This window comes from Paraburkholderia sp. 2C (assembly GCF_054589215.1).
Map to the genome: position 1 here is coordinate 1 of NZ_BAAILL010000015.1, position 17,842 is coordinate 17,842.

Below are 17,842 nucleotides of genomic sequence, written 5' to 3' on the forward strand. Positions count from 1 at the left end.
GATGCCTGCTGCCATCGCTTCTTCCACTGCGTACTGGATCAACGGCTTGTCGACGATCGGCAGCATTTCCTTCGGGCTTGCCTTGGTTGCCGGGAGGAACCGTGTGCCAAGACCTGCCACTGGAAAGACTGCTTTTGTAACTTTGAGCATTCGATTACCCCTGGTAATGGACTGACCGGTGCGGTAACCGGCCTTGCCGTGGTGCGAACCGACCCGTCGATGCGGCGCTTGTGGCGCCGCGTCTGTCAGGCCGGCAGGCGCGTCAGCTGCGCTGTCAGCTTGCTGATAGTGGTCTGGTATTCTGCCAGCCTTTTCTGCTCCTGCTCAACCACGGCGGCCGGCGCTTTCGCGACAAAACTCTCGTTTTGGAGCTTCGCGTTACATTTCGATACTTCTGCGTTCAATCTCGCAATCTCTTTTGACAGGCGCTCGCGTTCGGCGGCGACATCGATCTCCACCTTCAGCACGAGCTTGTCAGTTCCTACGATAGCAATTGGCGCGCCATGCGCTTCCTGGTCCAGTTGCGCCTCGTCGTCGATGATGCGTACCTCGGACAGACGCGCGAGCGCCTGCACGTAGGGCGCGAACGTTTTGAGGCGCGCGGCGTTGCCGGTGGCGAGCAGCGGCACCTTCGTGGCCGGCGACAGGTTCATCTCGCCGCGCAGGTTGCGGCACGCGTCGATCGCGGCCTTCAGATCGGCTGCCCACTGTTCGGCGGACTCGTCGATCTTCTTTGCCTCCGTAACCGGATACGGCTGCACCATGATCGATGCTTCGCCTTCGGCCATGCCGGCGGGGTAGGCGTCGGTGAGCGGCGCCACTTTTTGCCACAGCGCTTCGGTGATGAACGGAACGATCGGGTGCAGCAGACGCAGCACTGCCTCGAGCACACGCAACAGCGTGCGGCGCGTGGCGCGCTGCTGTTCGGGCGTGCCGGTCTGCAACTGCACCTTCGCGAGCTCGAGGTACCAGTCACAGTATTCGTCCCAGACGAACTTATATAGGGCATTCGCCACATTGTCGAAACGATAGTCGGCAAAGCCCTTCGCGACATCGGCCTCGACCCGCTGCAGCAGCGATACGATCCAGCGGTCCGCCTGCGAGAAATCCGTATAGCCGCCGGGGCCGCAATCGCCGGGCTGGCATGCGCCCGGCTTGCTGAAACCGCAATCGTGGCCTTCGCAGTTCATCAGCACGAAGCGCGTGGCGTTCCACAGCTTGTTGCAGAAGTTGCGGTAGCCTTCGCAGCGCGCGAGGTCGAAGTTCACATTGCGGCCGAGCGTGGCCATCGACGCCATCGTGAAGCGCAGCGCGTCGGTGCCGAACGCGGGAATGCCCTCGGGGAATTCCTTGCGCGTTTTCTTTTCGATGGTGGCCGCGTTCTTCGGGTTCATCAGGCCCGTCGTGCGCTTGGCGACCAGCGCGTCGAGCGCGATGCCGTCGACGATATCGAGCGGATCGAGCGTGTTGCCTTTGCTCTTCGACATCTTCTGGCCCTCGTGATCGCGCACGAGGCCATGCACGTAGACCGTGTGAAACGGCACCTTGCCGGTGAAGTGCGTGGTCATCATGACCATGCGCGCGACCCAGAAGAAGATGATGTCGAAGCCCGTGACGAGCACCGACGACGGCAGGAATGCCTTCAGTTCAGCGGTTTCGGCCGGCCAGCCGAGCGACGAAAACGGCACGAGCGCCGACGAGAACCAGGTGTCGAGCACGTCCTGATCGCGTGTGAGCGGGCCCGTGTAGCCGCTTTCGGCGGCCTTGTCGCGCGCGCCTTCCTCGCTGTGCGCGACGAACACTTCGCCGTTCTCGCCGTACCACGCGGGAATCTGATGGCCCCACCACAGTTGCCGCGAGATACACCAGTCCTGGATGTTTTCGAGCCACTGGTAGTAGGTGGTGGTCCAGTTCTCGGGCACGAACTGGATATCGCCATGGCGCACGACGTCGAGCGCGGTTTGCGCGATCGACTTGCCCGGATTGAAGGTGCCCTCGGGCGCCGGCTTGCTCATCGCGACGAACCACTGGTCGGTCAGCATCGGCTCGATCACGACGTTCGTGCGGTCGCCGCGCGGCACCATCAGCTTGTGCTGTTTGACCGATTCGAGCAGGCCGAGCCCGTCGAGGTCTTCGACGACGCGCTTGCGTGCCTCGAACCGGTCGAGGCCGCGATACGCTTGCGGCGCGTTGTCGTTGATTTTCGCGTCGAGCGTGAGGATTTCGATTTGCGGCAGCTTGTGGCGCTGGCCGACCTGATAGTCGTTGAAGTCGTGCGCGGGCGTGACTTTCACGACGCCCGTGCCGAATTCGCGATCGACGTAGTCGTCGGCGATCACGGGAATCTCGCGATCGGTAAGCGGCAGCTTCACGGTCTTGCCGATCAGATGTGCGTAGCGGTCGTCTTCGGGATGCACCATCACGGCGACGTCGCCGAGCATCGTTTCAGGGCGCGTGGTGGCGACCGTCAGATGGCCGGAGCCGTCCGCCAGCGGGTACCGGATATGCCACAGATGGCCGTTTTCCTCTTCGCTGACCACTTCGAGGTCGGACACGGCGGTGAGCAGCACCGGGTCCCAGTTCACGAGACGCTTGCCGCGATAGATGAGGCCCTGCTCATACAGGCGCACGAACACGTCGACCACCACGGGCGACAACTTGTCGTCCATCGTGAAGTATTCGCGCGACCAGTCGATCGAGGCGCCGAGGCGCCGCACCTGGTTCGTGATGGTCGAGCCGGACTCGTGCTTCCATGCCCACACGCGCTCGACGAACTTCTCGCGGCCGAGGTCGTGGCGCGACACCTTCTGCGCGTCGAGCTGCCGTTCAACGACGATCTGCGTGGCGATGCCGGCGTGGTCGGTGCCCGGCACCCACAGCGTGTTCTCGCCGAGCATGCGGTGGTAGCGCGTCAGGCCGTCCATGATGGTCTGGTTGAACGCGTGGCCCATATGCAGCGTGCCGGTGACGTTCGGCGGCGGCAACTGGATCGAGAAATTATTGCGGCCCGGCTGCATCGCGGGCGCGGCATAGCCGCGTTGTTCCCATTTGGGGCCCCATTCGGCCTCGATCGTGTGGGGCTCGAAGCTCTTGGCCAGCGTGCTGTCGCTCATTATGGAAGTCTGCCGAAAAATGCGTGAAAAGATGCCCGAAACCTTGAATTATAAAGGCTGCGCGACGTAGCAGGCCGCCACCTGGCCATTCGGCCGAGGGCGCGCTCGCGTCAGGCGGGACTTATAATGGCGCACGGCCTGGTCGCCACTGCCTGATGCGCCGCTTTCCTCGCCGCGCGGTGAGCGTCACGTCCGGACCGCCATTCCCGCGCCGCTGTGCCCTTCGGTTCGCTCATCTGCCCGCTCATCCGTCCGCCCATCCGACATGCCCGATCTGCTCGCCAACCTGAATCCTGAACAACTTGCCGCCGTGACGTTGCCGAACGAACCGGCGCTTATTCTGGCGGGCGCCGGCAGCGGCAAAACCCGCGTGCTGATCACGCGCATCGCCTGGCTGATCCAGCACGGCTACGCGTCGCCGCCCACCGTGCTCGCGGTCACTTTCACGAACAAGGCCGCGCGCGAGATGATGGCGCGGCTTTCCGCGTTGCTGCCGATCGATACGCGCGGCATGTGGATCGGCACGTTCCACGGCCTGTGCAACCGGATGCTGCGCGCGCATTATCGCGACGCGGGCTTGCCGCAGACATTCCAGATTCTCGACACCGCTGACCAGCTTTCGGCGATCAAGCGGCTCATGAAGGGCCTCAATGTCGACGACGAAAAATACCCGGCGAAGAACCTGCAGTACTTCATCAACAACGCGAAGGAGCAGGGGCTGCGGCCGAAGGACGTCGATGCCACCGACAACTTCAACCGCAAGTTCGTCGAACTCTATGAAGCCTACGAGCAGCAATGCCAGCGCGAAGGCGTGGTCGACTTTCCGGAGCTGCTGTTGCGCTGCTATGAGCTGCTTGCGCACAATGCGCCGCTGCGCGCGCATTACCAGGCGCGCTTCAGGCACATCCTCGTCGACGAATTCCAGGACACCAACAAGCTGCAATACGCGTGGTTGAAGGTGCTGGCGGGCGAGCACAATGCGATCTTCGCGGTCGGCGACGACGACCAGTCGATCTACGCGTTCCGCGGCGCGAACGTCGGCAACATGCGCGACTTCGAACACGAGTTCAAGGTCCGCAATCTGATCAAGCTCGAGCAGAACTACCGCTCGCACGGCCATATTCTCGATGCGGCGAACCAGCTGATCGCGCACAACGCACGGCGCCTGGGCAAGAACCTGCGCACGGACGCGGGGCACGGCGAACCGGTGCGCGTCTACGAGGCGGCCACCGATACGCAGGAAGCGAGCTGGATCGTCGAGGAGATTCGCGCGCTGATCAACACGGGCCTGTCGCGCGGCGAGATCGCGGTGCTGTATCGAAGCAATGCGCAGTCGCGCGCGATCGAACACACGCTCGTCAACGTCGGCATTCCGTATCGCGTGTATGGCGGGCTGCGCTTTTTCGAGCGTCAGGAAGTGAAGCACGCGCTCGCGTATCTGCGCCTGATCGACAATCCAAACGACGATACGGCGTTTGCGCGTGTGGTGAACTTTCCCGTGCGCGGTATCGGCGCGCGTTCGATCGAACAGCTTGCGGACGCGGCGCGTCTCTATAACTGTTCGCTTGCGGCGGCGATTCCGTACGTGACCGGCAAGGCCGGCTCGAGCCTCGGCGCCTTCGCGACCCTGATCGCGAAAATGCGCGCGGAAACCCAGCAGATGAGCTTGCCGGAGACGGTCGAACACGTGGTGCGCGGCAGCGGTCTGGCCGATTTCTATCAGAACGAGCGCGAAGGGCAGGACCGTCTCGAGAACCTGCAGGAACTCGTCAACGCGGCGGCCGCGTTCGTTAGCGAAGAGGGCTACGGGCTCGATACACCCGCGCGCTCGATTCCGCTGCGCCCGGGCGCGACCGCCGCGCCTGAGATCGCAGTCGAAACGGACGATCCGGGCAGCGTCGTGCTCGATCCGGCGAGCCTCGCGGACCCCGCGCAAAATCCCGACACGATGACGCCGCTCGCGGGTTTCCTGTCGCACGCATCGCTCGAGGCCGGCGACAACCAGGCGCAAGCGGGCCAGGACGCCGTGCAGTTGATGACCGTCCACTCGGCGAAAGGCCTCGAATTTACGGCGGTGTTTATCACGGGTCTCGAAGAGGGGCTGTTCCCGCACGAAAACAGCGCCATGGAAACGGACGGGCTCGAGGAAGAACGGCGTCTGATGTATGTGGCGATCACGCGGGCCAAGGAGCGGCTTTATCTTTCCTTCGCGCAGAGCCGGATGCTGCACGGTCAGACGCGCTACAACATCCGCTCCCGGTTTTTCGACGAACTTCCGCAAGACACGCTAAAGTGGCTCACGCCGAAAGTCGAGGCCGGCTCACGCTGGGGCGGCCGTTCCGATAACGCGGGTTGGGGCCGCGACTGGTTCGGGCGCTCGAATCGCGAAGGCAGCGGCTACGAGCGCTACGACAGCGGCGTGTCCGCGGCCCCGCTACCGGCCTTCGCGAACGAGCAGCGCGCGGCTGAAACGGGCTTTCGCGTCGGGCAGCAGGTATTCCATACGAAGTTCGGCGAAGGCACGATTACCGCGCTCGAAGGCAGCGGTTCCGACGGCAAGGCACAGGTCAGGTTCAAACGGCACGGCGAGAAATGGCTGGCGCTCGCGGTCGCGAAACTACAGGCGGTGGAATGAGCGAAACGAAGGATGCAGGAACGAAGCAGGCAGTAGCGAAAGGGCCCCGGCCGCTGGCTGTGATGGCGGCGCTGCCCGAAGAGCTGGGCGACCTCGTCGCCGCGATGCGTGCCGAAGGCGATGTGCGCATCGTGACGCACGGGCAGCGCGACTATCACGTCGGCGCCGTGCACGGCGCACCGTGTGTCGTGACGCTGGCGCGCGTCGGCAAGGTGGCCGCTGCTGCAACGGCCAGCGCGCTGATCCACGCGTTCGATGTCGAAGCGGTCGTGTTCACGGGCGTGGCCGGTGGGGTCGGGCGCGACGTGCAGATCGGCGACATCGTCGTGGCGCACACGCTGATGCAGCATGACCTCGATGCGTCGCCTCTGTTTCCGCGCTTCGAAGTGCCGTTGCTCGGCGTCGCGCGATTTGCCGCCGATGCGGCGCTCGCCGAAGCGCTCGCCGTGGCGTGCGAAGCGTTCGTTACGCAGGAGGGCGGGGCGCTGGCCGATCGCTTCGGTACCGCGCGGCCGCGCGTGCATCGCGGTCTCGTGATCAGCGGCGATCAGTTTATTGCGAGCGCGGCGGCGGTCAACGCATTGCGCGCCGCGCTGCCCGATGCGCTCGCGGTCGAAATGGAAGGCGCGGCGATCGCGCAGGTCTGCTACGAATATGGCGTGCCGTGCGCGATCGTGCGCACGATTTCCGATACCGCGGATGTGCACGCGCCGGCGTCGTTCTCGACCTTTCTTGTCGAGATCGCCGGCACGTATTCGAGCGGGATTTTGCGGCGCTTTTTGCAGAGGCGCGGATAAGCGGCTTATCGTGGCGCCACGGGCGGCGCTGCGGCCGAAGCCTGCAGTGCATCGCGAATCTGCTGTAGCGCGGCCGGGTCTTCGATGGTCGGCAGGTCGCCCGGGTCGCGGCCTTCGGCGAGCGCTGCGATCGCGCGGCGCAAGAGCTTCCCCGAGCGCGTCTTGGGCAGCATCGCCACGATGTGCACGCGCGCCGGTCGCGCAATCGGCCCCAACTGACGGTCGACCGTCGCCGTCAGTTCCGCTTCGAGCTTCGCGCGCGCCTCGTCCGACGCGTAGCGATCCGCATCGCGCAGCACCGTGAACGCGAGCGCGGCCTGTCCCTTCAGCGGATCGTTCACGCCGACCACGGCAACCTCGGCCACCGCGTTGTGGCCCGACAGCGCTTCTTCGATTTCGCGCGTGCCGAGGCGATGGCCGGCGACGTTGATCACATCGTCGGTGCGGCCGAGGATCGTCACATAGCCGTTGTCGTCCTGCACGCCCCAGTCGAAGGTCGAGTAGACCGCTTCATCCGGCACGCTCGACCAGTAGGTGTCGATAAAGCGCGCGTCATTGCCCCATACGGTCGACATGCAGCCGGGCGGCAGCGGATACGCGAGCGTAATCACGCCTTTTTCGCCGGGCGCACACCGCTCGCCCGTCACCTCGTCGCGCAGTGTCACGTTGTAGCCGTACACGGGCACGCCCGGTGAGCCGAGTTTCGGCGTGAGCGCTTCGACGCCGCGCTGGATTGCGAGAATCGGCCAGCCGGTCTCCGTCTGCCAGTAGTTGTCGACCACGGGCTTGCCAAGCGACTCGGCGACCCATGCGGCAGTCGGCTCGTCGAGCGGCTCGCCTGCCAGAAAGAGCGCGCGCAGGCTCGACAGATCGGCGGCTTTCATCAGCGCCGGGTCCTGCTTCTTCAGCACGCGCAACGCGGTCGGCGCGGTGAACATCAGGTTGATCCTGTACTGCTCGACGAGGCGCCACCAGATGCCGCCGTCCGGGCGGATCGGCGTGCCTTCGTACATCACGGTCGTCAAACCCGCGATCAGCGGCGCATAGATGATGTAGCTGTGCCCGACCACCCAGCCGATATCGGACGCGGTGAACATCGTGTCGCCGGCGCGGCCTTCGAAGATGTATTCCATCGATGCCGCGAGCGCGACCGCATAGCCGCCGACATCGCGCTGCACGCCTTTCGGACGCCCGGTGGTGCCCGACGTGTAGAGCACATACGACGGCTCGTTCGATTCGAGCCATTCGCACGGCACGTGCGCGTCGAAGTGCTGCTCGCGTAGCGGCTCGTAGTCGAGCAGATACGGCGCGCTGAATTTTTCCGGCGCGAGCTGGCGGTCGATCATCAGCACATGCGGCGTCTTGTGCGCGGCGCGCGACAGCGCTTCGTCGATGAGCGGCGCGTAATCGATCACCTTGCCGCCGCGCGCGCCCGCATCGGCGGAGACGATCAGCACGGGCTTCGCATCGTCGATGCGGGCCGCGAGATTCGGCGCCGCGAAGCCGCCGAACACGACCGAATGAATCGCACCGAGCCGCGCGCATGCGAGCATCGCGAACGCGGCTTCCGGAATCATCGGCAGATAGATCAGCACGCGGTCGCCGCGCGCGACGCCGAGCGAACGCATGACCGCCGCCATGCGGTTCACTTCCGCGTGCAGTTCCGCGTATGTATAGCGGCGCTCGATACCCGTTTCCGTCGAGATATAGATGAGCGCCTGCTGCTGCGGACGATCGGCGAGATGACGGTCGACCGCGTTATGGCACAGGTTGGTGTGGCCGCCGCTGAACCAGCGCGCAAACGGCGGGTTCGAGCGGTCGAGCACGGTATCGAACGGCGTATGCCAGTGAATGCGCGCCGCTTCGTCGCGCCAGAATTCGTCGGGCGCTTCGATCGAACGGCGGTGGAATTCGCGGTAGCGGGTCATCGGCGGCGGTCCTTCGGGCGGGCGGGGCAAGGACAACGGGGTTCCGGCGAACAACGATGCAACCTGCGCAACGGCATGCCGAAGCGTATTGAGCACAGCATAGAGCAGGCATGAACGCTCGGACAACGCGGGTTCACCATGACGCCGCGCAGTGAGAACACAGGGAAGGAGTGTCTGAAATAACTGACATCCGCGCCGGAAACGCGCGAAATGTCAGTGATGTCTGTCACGGGTGGCCGCAATAAAAAGGGCGCCGACGATCAACCATCAACCATCCGGTCAAGCGTTCGCGCGCTTGCCTTCGATATTCGGCAGGAACACCGTAAGAATGCCGATCAGCGGCAGGAACGAGCAGACCTTGTACACATAATCGACGCTCGTTGCGTCCGCCAGCTGGCCGAGCACTGCGGCGCCGACGCCGCCGAGGCCGAACGCGAAGCCGAAGAAGAGCCCCGCGACCATGCCCACCTTGCCCGGAATCAGCTCCTGCGCGTAGACGAGAATTGCCGAGAACGCGGAGGCGAGCACGACGCCGATCACCACCGTCAGCACGCCGGTCCAGAACAGGTTCGCGTACGGCAGCAGCAGCGTGAAGGGCGCCACGCCGAGAATCGACACCCAGATCACGTATTTGCGGCCGATCCGGTCGCCGATCGGTCCGCCGATCACCGTCCCCGCCGCGACGGCCGCGAGGAAGACGAACAGATGGATCTGTGCCGCTTGCACGGTCAGGTGGAACTTGTCGATCAGATAGAACGTGAAGTAGCTGTTGATGCTCGCGAGATAGAAGTACTTCGAGAACACGAGCAGCACGAGCACGCTCATCGCGAAGGCGATCTTGCCGCGCGACAGCGTGGTGTGCGCGACGCCCGCGCGCGCCTTTTTCGCCGACGGGTGCTGCTTGTACCAGCGGCTCACCTGCGCGAGCACGACGATGCCGACCAGTGCCGCAACCGAGAACCACGCGATGCTGCGCTGGCCGTGCGGAATCACGATCAGCGCGGCGAGCAGCGGTCCGAGCGAGGTGCCCGCATTGCCGCCCACCTGGAACAGCGACTGCGCGAGGCCGTGGCGGCCGCCCGACGCCATGCGCGCGACACGCGACGACTCCGGGTGAAACACCGACGACCCGCAGCCGACGAGCGCCGCCGCGACAAGCAGGATGCCGAAGTTCGGCGCAACCGACATGAGCAGCAGACCGGCCAGCGTGAAGCCCATGCCGACCGGCAGCGAGTACGGCTTCGGATGCTTGTCGGTATAGATGCCGACGAGCGGCTGCAGCAACGACGCGGTGATCTGATATGTCAGCGTGATGAGGCCGATCTGTCCGAACGACAGCGCGAAGTTCGACTTCAGCATCGGATAGATCGCGAGGATCAACGACTGGATCATGTCGTTCATCAGATGCGAGAAGCTGATCGCGCCGAGGATCGCATAGACGGTTTGCGGCACCTTGGCGGCGCTGGCCGCGGCGGGCGTGGATGCGCCGCCAGCCTGGGCGCCGGCGAGGGCGCGTTTGTCGAGGCTCGTTTCCATGGGTGGCTTGAGTTGGGGTGGATCGAACGGCCTTCGCAGAGCGGCGATGCCGCTGCAATGCAGACGAAGGATCGTATGCGACGGATTGTAATGTGGCTTGAGTCAGTTGTCCTGCCAAGATTTGTCGCGAATCGGACACGGCTGTGGACACGAGTGCGAGACGGATCAGACACGGATCGGACACGGATCGGACACGGATCGGACACGGATCGGACACGGATCGGACGCATTTTGGACACAAAATTGACACTAACTTGACACGATGGCGACGCCAAAAAGCCCCCCGACCGGCGGCCGACTGCGCGTTAGCCGGGGCTGACCGCCGGATTTTGGCTGTGTATAACACCGCTCGCGCGGCCCACGAGGCGGCGCACAGGTGCGACAGCGGGAACGGGCGCAGCGGCAGGCAAGGGATCTAAAGGCCGCCGCCGCTATTGCCGTCAACCTGTCATGATTGAAAGGCCGCCGGAGCCGACCGTTCCGGCGGTTCGATACGGGGGAACAACGATGAAAACAGTTGCGCTGGGGAATCCGCGTGCCGGGTTGTCGGTGAAGGCGACGTTGCGGCTCGCGTTTGCCGTGTTGCTGGTCGGCACACTCGCCATCGGCATATTCGCGCTGACGCAGATCAGCCGGCTGAACGGTTCGACGCAATCGATCTACGAGCAGGGCTATATCGCGAACCGCGCGGCCGAGGAAGCACGCGGCGAAATGCTGCGCGCGAGCCGCGCGCAAAAAATGCTGCTCACGGCGACCACGGCGAAAGAGCGCGAAGAACTCGGCACGGATGTCGACAAGGGGCTCGGCGCGCTGAACGCGCAGTTGAACACGCTCGGCCAGTACGTGAGCACGGCCGAAGCAGCCGCCCAGCAGAAGAAATTCGCCGCGGCGATCGCCGCGTGGAGCGCGCATCTGCGCGACTTCGTGAAGCTCGTGCAGGCGCAACCGCTCGATCTGTCGCAGATGAACTGGCAGGTCGGCATGCAGGATGTGTCGCTGCTCGTCGAAACGGGCAAGCTCGAAAAACTGGTCGACGGACTCGTCGCGCAGCAGGGCACGGCCGCGAAGGCGACCATCGATGCGTCCACGTTTATCTTCCGCTCGTCGTTCGTGATGATCGCGGCCGCGACGCTCGCGCTGATCGTGCTCGCGTTGGTCATCAGCGAGTGGGTCGTGCGGCGTCTTGCGCGGCAGCTCGGCGGCGAGCCCGTGTACGCGAAGGAAATCGCGTCGCGCATTGCCGCGGGCGATCTATCGAATGCGATTGCGCTGAAAAAGCGCGACACGTCGAGCATGCTGTCCGCGCTCTCCGATATGCAAAGCGGCCTGTCGACGACGGTCGCCGATATCGCCGCGAGCGCCGAGGCGATCGCTTCCGCATCGAGCGAGATATCGACGGGCAATCTCGACCTGTCGCAGCGCACCGAGCAGCAGGCGATGGCGCTCGAGCGCACCGCGAGCAGCATGGAGCAGCTGACCTCGACGGTGCGGCAGAACGCCGACAACGCGAAGCAGGCGCGCACGCTGGCCGACAACGCATCGTCGATTGCCGAGCAGGGCGGCGACGTGGTCGGCCGCGTGGTCACGACGATGAACGAAATCAACGACAGCGCGAAGAGTATTGGCGACATCATCGGCGTGATCGAGGGCATCGCGTTCCAGACCAACATCCTCGCGCTGAATGCCGCGGTCGAAGCTGCGCGGGCGGGCGAGGAAGGCCGCGGCTTCTCGGTCGTCGCCGGCGAAGTGCGCAATCTCGCGCAGCGCAGCGCGTCGGCCGCGAAGGAGATCAAGGGGCTGATCGGCGCGTCGGTCGAGCGCGCGAGCAACGGCTCGCAACTCGCGCAGGACGCGGGGCAGACGATGGATGAAGTCGTCAAGGCCGTGAAGCGCGTGACCGACATCATGGGCGAGATTTCCGCCGCGTCGGCCGAGCAGAGTTCGGGTATCGAAGAGATCAATCTCGCGGTATCGCAGATGGACGCGGGCACGCAGCAGAACGCGGCGCTCGTCGAACAGGCGACGGCGGCCGCGCAGTCGCTCGACGATCAGGCGCGTGCGTTAAAGGAGATGGTGGGCCGGTTCCGGCTGCGTTAGCCGCGCGTGTCAGGGTCTTGGCAGCGCGTCGACGCGCCGCGCCCAGGCCGGCGTCGCGGCCGCGTAGAACGCGTCGAGCGAAGCCAGCGCGCCGGCATCGAGTGCCAGCCCCAGGTGACGCGCCGCCGCATGCAGCGCGTCGAGCGGCCGGCTCGCATCGAGCGCTTGCGCGCCGGTCTGCTTGCTGAGCTTCTCGCCCGCCTCGTTGACGACGACGGGCACATGCAGATACGACGGCGTCGGCGCCCGCAGGCACCGTTGCAGATAAATCTGCCGCGCGGTCGAATCGAGCAGATCCGCGCCGCGCACGACGTGCGTGATGCCGGCATCGGCATCGTCGACCACCACCGCGAGTTGATACGCCCACTGGCCGTCCGCGCGATACAGCACGAAGTCGCCCACCTCCGTCGCGAGATTCTGGCTTTGCGGCCCTTGCCAGCGGTCGTCGAAGCGGATCACGCCGGGTTCGTGCGCGGCGCTATCCGGCACGCGCAATCGCCATGCGCGCGGCGCCTTGCCGTGCAGACCGTCGCGGCAGGTGCCCGGATACGCGAGTGTCGTGTGCCGCGCATGGGCGCGCACGAGCGAATCGGCGATTTCCTTTCTTGTGCAGCCGCACGGGTAGACGAGGCCGGAGGTGGCCTGCAACTGCGCGAATGCGCGCTCGTAGTGCGCCGTGCGGCGGCTTTGCCAGACCGGCGGTTCGTCGGCGCGCATGCCGAAGCGTTCGAGCGCCGCGAGGATAGCTTCCGCTGCGCCCGGTACGGTGCGCGGGCCGTCGATATCGTCGATGCGCACGAGCCAGCGGCCGCCGTGCGCGCGCGCATCGAGCCAGCTGGCAAGCGCGCTGACGAGCGAGCCGAAATGCAGCGGCCCGGTAGGAGAGGGGGCGAAGCGTCCGCGGTAGGTCATCGCCGGGCGGATGCGGCGCCGCACATCGTGCCGGATCGCATCAGGTCGTAACGCATTGCCGCGAGCGCAGGGTCGTGAACGCGACGCCGCGCATCAGGCGGCGCGCGCGCCGTCGCGCTGCGGATGACACGCCGCGCAGGTTTTGCCCGGCACATAGAGCGGCGAGCGCTGCCCTTCGGGCGTGACCACCGCGCGGCAGCCGAAGCATTGCACGGTCGCCGTGGGCGCGAGACTCGGGTCGAGCGCGGTGCGGTAATCGAAGACGAAGCACTCGCCGTGGTAATGCGCGCCGCCCACTTCCTCGAAGTACTTCAGAATGCCGCCTTCGAGCTGATAGACGTGGTCGATGCCGACGTCCTTCATATGGATCGCGGCCTTCTCGCAGCGAATGCCGCCGGTGCAGAACGACACGACCGTCTTGCCTTCGAGGTCCGCGCGATGCTGTTCGATCACCTCCGGAAACTCGCTGAATTTCGTGATGCGATAGTCGAGCGCCCGATCGAACGTGCCGACGTCGACTTCGAATGCATTGCGCGTATCGAGCATCACGACCGGACGGCCTGAGTCGTCGTGGCCGCGATCGAGCCAGCCCTTCAGCGTGCGGGCATCGACCGACGGCGCGCGGCCGAGCTCCGGCTGGATCGCCGGCTTTTTCATCGTAATGATTTCGCGCTTGAGCTTGACGAGCATGCGGCGAAACGGCTGCGTGTCCGACACGCTTTCCTTGAACTGCAGGCTCGCGAACTTGCCTTCGAAGAGCGGATCGTGGCGGATGTAGTCGATAAACGCGCGCACGTTGTCGTGCGTGCCCGCGATAAACAGATTGATGCCTTCCGGCGCGAGCAGGATCGTGCCGCGCAGGCTCAGCGCATTGCAGCGTTCGGTGACGAGCGGACGCCACATTGCGGCCGCATCGAGCGTGACGAACTGGTAGGCGGAAAGATTGAGAATGCTCATGGTTGATTCAAAGGGCTGGCTATCCAGGGCACGGCCAACCCGCAACAGGCAAACCCGTATTATCCCTCATCCCGCGCAGGGGCCGGCAGCCATCGGTGCCCTGATCCGGCGCCCCGTCATCGGACCGCCATTGACGGGCCATTTGGCCTATAACGAACGGCCTATTGCGCAGGGGCGCGAGTTACAATACCGCCCATGTCAGATCCCCGCTTCGTCCATCTTCGCGTCCACTCCGAGTTCTCGATCGCCGACGGCATCGTGCGTCTCGACGACGTGGTCGCCGCCGCGGCAAAAGACGGTCAGGGCGCGCTTGCGCTCACCGACCTCGGCAACGCATTCGGTCTCGTCCGTTTCTACAAGGAAGCGCGCGGCAAAGGGGTCAAACCCATTGCCGGCTGCGATGTCTGGATCACGAATCCGGCCGACCGCGACAAGCCGTCGCGGCTCCTGCTGCTCGTGAAGGACCGGCGCGGTTATCTGAACCTCTGCGAATTGCTGACGAAGGCGTGGCTCACGAACCAGTATCGCGGCCGCGCGGAAGTCGAGGCCGACTGGCTCGAGGGCGGCCTCGCCGACGGGCTGCTCGCGCTGTCGGGCGCGCAGCAGGGCGACATCGGCACCGCGTTCGCGGCCGGCAACGACGAAGCGGCCCGACGTCATGCCGAGCGCTGGGCGCGCATCTTTCCGAACGGGTTCTATATCGAGCTGCAACGTTGCGGGCAGCCGGGCGGCGAAGCGTATGTGCAGCAGGCGGTCGCGCTCGCGGCCGCGCTGAAGCTGCCCGTCGTCGCGACGCATCCGCTGCAGTTCATGACGCCCGACGATTTCACCGCGCACGAAGCGCGCGTGTGCATCTCGGAAGGCGACATTCTCGCGAATCCGCGACGCCCGAAGCGCTTCACGACCGACCAGCACTTTCACACGCAGGATGAAATGGCCGCGCTCTTCGCGGACATTCCGTCCGCGCTCGCGAACACGGTGCAGATCGCGAAGCGCTGCAACCTGACGCTCGAACTCGGCAAGCCGAAGCTGCCGCTGTTCCCGACACCCGACGGCATGTCGCTCGACGACTACCTCGTCCAGCTGTCGAAGGAAGGGCTCGAAAAGCGGCTCGAGCAGCTGTATCCGGACGAGGCCGCGCGCGCCGCGCAGCGCGACACGTACTATCAGCGCCTCGATTTCGAATGCGGCACGATCACGAAGATGGGCTTTCCGGGCTACTTCCTGATCGTCGCGGACTTCATCAACTGGGCGAAGAACAACGGCGTGCCGGTGGGCCCGGGCCGCGGCTCCGGCGCGGGCTCGCTGGTCGCGTACGCGCTCGGCATTACCGACCTCGATCCGCTGCGCTACAACCTGCTGTTCGAGCGCTTCCTGAATCCGGAACGCGTATCGATGCCCGACTTCGATATCGACTTCTGCCAGGAGGGGCGCGACCGCGTCATTCAATATGTGAAGGGCAAGTACGGCGCCGACGCGGTGTCGCAAATCGCCACGTTCGGCACGATGGCGGCGAAGGCCGCGGTACGCGATATCGGCCGCGTGCTCGATCTCGGCTATACGTTTACCGACGGCATCGCGAAGCTGATTCCGTTCAAGCCCGGCAAGCATGTGACGATTGCCGACGCGATGAAGGAAGAGCCGCTATTGCAGGAGCGCTTCGACAACGAAGACGAAGTGCATCAGCTGCTCGAACTCGCGCAACGCGTCGAGGGGTTGACGCGTAACGTCGGCATGCACGCGGGCGGCGTGCTGATCGCGCCCGGCAAGCTCACCGATTTTTGCCCGCTCTACACACAAGGCGACGAAAGCGGTGTGGTGAGCCAGTACGACAAGGACGACGTCGAAGCGGTCGGCCTCGTCAAGTTCGACTTTCTGGGCCTGACCACGCTGACCATTCTCGACTGGGCCGAGCGCTATATCCGCCGGCTCGATCCGTCGAAGGAAAACTGGTCGCTCGCGCAAGTGCCGCTCGACGATCCCGCTTCGTTCTCGATCCTGAAGAAGGCGAACACGGTGGCCGTGTTCCAGTTGGAAAGCCGCGGCATGCAAGGCATGCTGAAAGACGCGCAGCCGGACCGCTTCGAGGACATCATCGCGCTCGTCGCGTTGTACCGCCCGGGTCCGATGGACCTGATTCCGAGCTTCTGCGCGCGTAAGCACGGCCGCGAAACGGTCGAGTATCCGGACCCGCGCGTCGAACCTGTTCTGAAAGAGACCTACGGCATCATGGTCTATCAGGAGCAGGTGATGCAGATGGCGCAGATCATCGGCGGCTATTCGCTGGGCGGCGCCGATCTGCTGCGCCGCGCGATGGGCAAGAAAAAGCCCGAGGAAATGGCGACGCACCGCGAGATCTTCGCCGAGGGCGCCGCGAAGAACGGCCTCACGCGCGCGAAGGCCGATGAAACCTTCGACCTGATGGAGAAGTTCGCGGGCTACGGCTTCAACAAGTCGCATGCGGCCGCGTACGCGTTGCTCGCCTATCACACGGCGTGGCTCAAGGCGCACCATCCGGCCGAATTCATGGCGGCCAACATGTCGCTCGCGATGGACGATACGGACAAGGTGAAAATCCTGTTCGAAGATTGCCTCGCGAACAAAATGGCGGTGCTGCCGCCCGACATCAATCTGTCCGCCTACCGTTTCGAGCCGGTCGCCGAAGCCGACGGCAAGCGCTCGCGCACGATCCGCTACGGGCTGGGCGCGATCAAGGGCAGCGGCCAGAATGCGATCGAAGAGATCCTGCGTGCGCGCGAGGAAAGCCCGTTTACCGATCTGTTCGATTTCTGCGCGCGGATCGATCGTCGCGTCGTGAATCGCCGCACGATCGAAGCGCTGATTCGCGCTGGCGCGTTCGACACGCTGCATGCGAATCGCGCGCAACTGCTCGCCTCGGTGACGCTCGCGATGGAAGCGGCCGATCAGGCGAGCGCGAATGCGATGCAGGCCGGCCTCTTCGATATGGGCGACGATTCGCCGTCGCAGGGCCACGAACTCGTCGACGAGCCGGTGTGGTCCGACAAGCGGCGTCTGCAGGAAGAAAAGAGCGCGCTCGGCTTTTATCTCTCCGGGCATCTGTTCGACGCATACAAGGACGAGGTGCGCCGCTTCGTGCGCCAGAAGATCGGCGAGCTCAAGGAAGGGCGCGACAAGCTCGTCGCCGGCGTGATCTCGTCGTTGCGCACGCAGATGACCCAGCGCGGCAAGATGCTGATCGCGCTGCTCGACGACGGCACGGGCCAGTGCGAAGTAACGATCTTCAACGAGCAGTTCGAAGCGAACAAGCAGCTCTTCAAGGAAGACGAGCTGCTCGTCGTGCAGGGGCAGGCGCGCAACGACGCGTTTACGGGCGGCATTCGTTTCACTGTCGACACGCCGATGGATCTCGGCCGCGCGCGCAGCCGTTACGCGCAAGCGGTGAAGGTGCAGATGAACGGCAACGCGGATGCGCACGCGTTGCGGCGCGTGCTCGAAGCGTACAGCGCGGCGGCCGATGCGGCGCCGGGCACCGGTGACGAGCAGGCCTCCGCTTCTTCTGCTGCGCGCGGGCGCGGCGCAAACGGCGGTGGCCGCGCGCATGGTAACGGCGGTGGTAACGGTGGCGGCAATGGCTACGGCGGCTACGACAATGGCCGCGGCGGCCAACGTGCGTCAGCGCCGGTGCCGAATGGCCTCGCGGTGCAGATCGTCTATCGCAGCGAGCATGCGGAAGGCGAGGTGCGCCTCGGCGATGCGTGGCGCGTGAAGCCGACCGACGAATTGCTCGCCGCGCTGCGCGGCGAATTCGCCGATAGCTCGATCGAAATCGTCTATTGAAGTGCTCGCGTGCACGCGCGGGTGGCGCGAGACGGGTCGCGGCGCGTC

10 protein-coding genes are annotated in these 17,842 nt (G+C 65.0%); 4 read left to right on the forward strand and 6 right to left on the reverse strand.

Annotated features, from left to right (window positions below; all coding sequences use genetic code 11):
- Positions 1-150, reverse strand: a 150-nt coding sequence (locus ACYPXD_RS03295; protein WP_459707630.1) for a sugar phosphate nucleotidyltransferase, incomplete at its 3' end; no start/stop codon positions are given.
- 95 nt (positions 151-245) lie between these two features.
- The gene (locus ACYPXD_RS03300; protein ID WP_459707421.1) at positions 246-3,113 is read right to left on the reverse strand and encodes a valine--tRNA ligase; all 2,868 of its coding nucleotides are present in this window, start codon (positions 3,111-3,113) and stop codon (positions 246-248) included.
- A 265-nt stretch (positions 3,114-3,378) separates the two neighbouring features.
- Here ACYPXD_RS03300 and ACYPXD_RS03305 point away from each other — a divergent pair, with 265 nt between their 5' ends.
- Both ACYPXD_RS03305 and ACYPXD_RS03310 read left to right on the forward strand, forming a co-directional pair.
- Positions 3,379-5,748, forward strand: coding sequence for a UvrD-helicase domain-containing protein (locus ACYPXD_RS03305; protein ID WP_459707424.1), 2,370 nt, complete (start codon positions 3,379-3,381; stop codon positions 5,746-5,748).
- On the forward strand, positions 5,745-6,545 hold the full coding sequence (locus tag ACYPXD_RS03310) for a 5'-methylthioadenosine/adenosylhomocysteine nucleosidase (RefSeq protein WP_459707426.1): 801 nt from the start codon (positions 5,745-5,747) through the stop codon (positions 6,543-6,545). The genes ACYPXD_RS03305 and ACYPXD_RS03310 overlap by 4 nt, the downstream gene beginning before the upstream one ends.
- Before the next feature lie 5 nt (positions 6,546-6,550).
- Here ACYPXD_RS03310 and ACYPXD_RS03315 read toward each other — a convergent pair whose 3' ends face one another.
- Entirely contained in the window at positions 6,551-8,473 is a 1,923-nt protein-coding gene (locus tag ACYPXD_RS03315; protein WP_459707429.1) for a propionate--CoA ligase, read from the reverse strand.
- A 279-nt stretch (positions 8,474-8,752) separates the two neighbouring features.
- On the reverse strand, positions 8,753-10,009 hold the full coding sequence (locus ACYPXD_RS03320; protein ID WP_459707432.1) for an MFS transporter: 1,257 nt from the start codon (positions 10,007-10,009) through the stop codon (positions 8,753-8,755).
- Positions 10,010-10,516: 507 nt separating this feature from the next.
- Between ACYPXD_RS03320 and ACYPXD_RS03325 the strand changes: the two genes are divergently transcribed.
- Complete coding sequence (locus ACYPXD_RS03325; protein WP_459707434.1) at positions 10,517-12,106, forward strand: methyl-accepting chemotaxis protein; 1,590 nt, start codon at positions 10,517-10,519, stop codon at positions 12,104-12,106.
- Positions 12,107-12,115: 9 nt separating this feature from the next.
- On the opposite strand, the gene gluQRS is transcribed toward ACYPXD_RS03325, so the two are convergent.
- Together gluQRS and ACYPXD_RS03335 are read right to left on the reverse strand one after the other, a co-directional pair.
- Positions 12,116-13,018, reverse strand: a complete 903-nt coding sequence (gene gluQRS, locus ACYPXD_RS03330) for a tRNA glutamyl-Q(34) synthetase GluQRS (protein WP_459707436.1) — start codon at positions 13,016-13,018, stop codon at positions 12,116-12,118.
- A 93-nt stretch (positions 13,019-13,111) separates the two neighbouring features.
- The gene (locus ACYPXD_RS03335) at positions 13,112-13,975 is read right to left on the reverse strand and encodes a sulfurtransferase (protein WP_459707438.1); all 864 of its coding nucleotides are present in this window, start codon (positions 13,973-13,975) and stop codon (positions 13,112-13,114) included.
- A 186-nt stretch (positions 13,976-14,161) separates the two neighbouring features.
- On the opposite strand from ACYPXD_RS03335, the gene dnaE reads away from it, so the two are divergent.
- Positions 14,162-17,794 carry a DNA polymerase III subunit alpha gene (gene dnaE, locus ACYPXD_RS03340; RefSeq protein WP_459707633.1) on the forward strand — a complete coding sequence of 1,211 codons (3,633 nt, stop codon included), beginning with the start codon at positions 14,162-14,164 and terminating at the stop codon, positions 17,792-17,794.
- Positions 17,795-17,842: the final 48 nt, after the last annotated feature.

Bases quoted from the DNA above. Each gene is read 5' to 3' on its own strand.
- ACYPXD_RS03300 (WP_459707421.1), bottom strand. From the start codon at position 3,113: ATGAGCGACAGCACGCTGGCCAAGAGCTTCGAGCCCCACACGATCGAG.
- ACYPXD_RS03305 (WP_459707424.1), top strand. From the start codon at position 3,379: ATGCCCGATCTGCTCGCCAACCTGAATCCTGAACAACTTGCCGCCGTG.
- ACYPXD_RS03310 (WP_459707426.1), top strand. From the start codon at position 5,745: ATGAGCGAAACGAAGGATGCAGGAACGAAGCAGGCAGTAGCGAAAGGG.
- ACYPXD_RS03315 (WP_459707429.1), bottom strand. From the start codon at position 8,473: ATGACCCGCTACCGCGAATTCCACCGCCGTTCGATCGAAGCGCCCGAC.
- ACYPXD_RS03320 (WP_459707432.1), bottom strand. From the start codon at position 10,009: ATGGAAACGAGCCTCGACAAACGCGCCCTCGCCGGCGCCCAGGCTGGC.
- ACYPXD_RS03325 (WP_459707434.1), top strand. From the start codon at position 10,517: ATGAAAACAGTTGCGCTGGGGAATCCGCGTGCCGGGTTGTCGGTGAAG.
- gluQRS (WP_459707436.1), bottom strand. From the start codon at position 13,018: ATGACCTACCGCGGACGCTTCGCCCCCTCTCCTACCGGGCCGCTGCAT.
- ACYPXD_RS03335 (WP_459707438.1), bottom strand. From the start codon at position 13,975: ATGAGCATTCTCAATCTTTCCGCCTACCAGTTCGTCACGCTCGATGCG.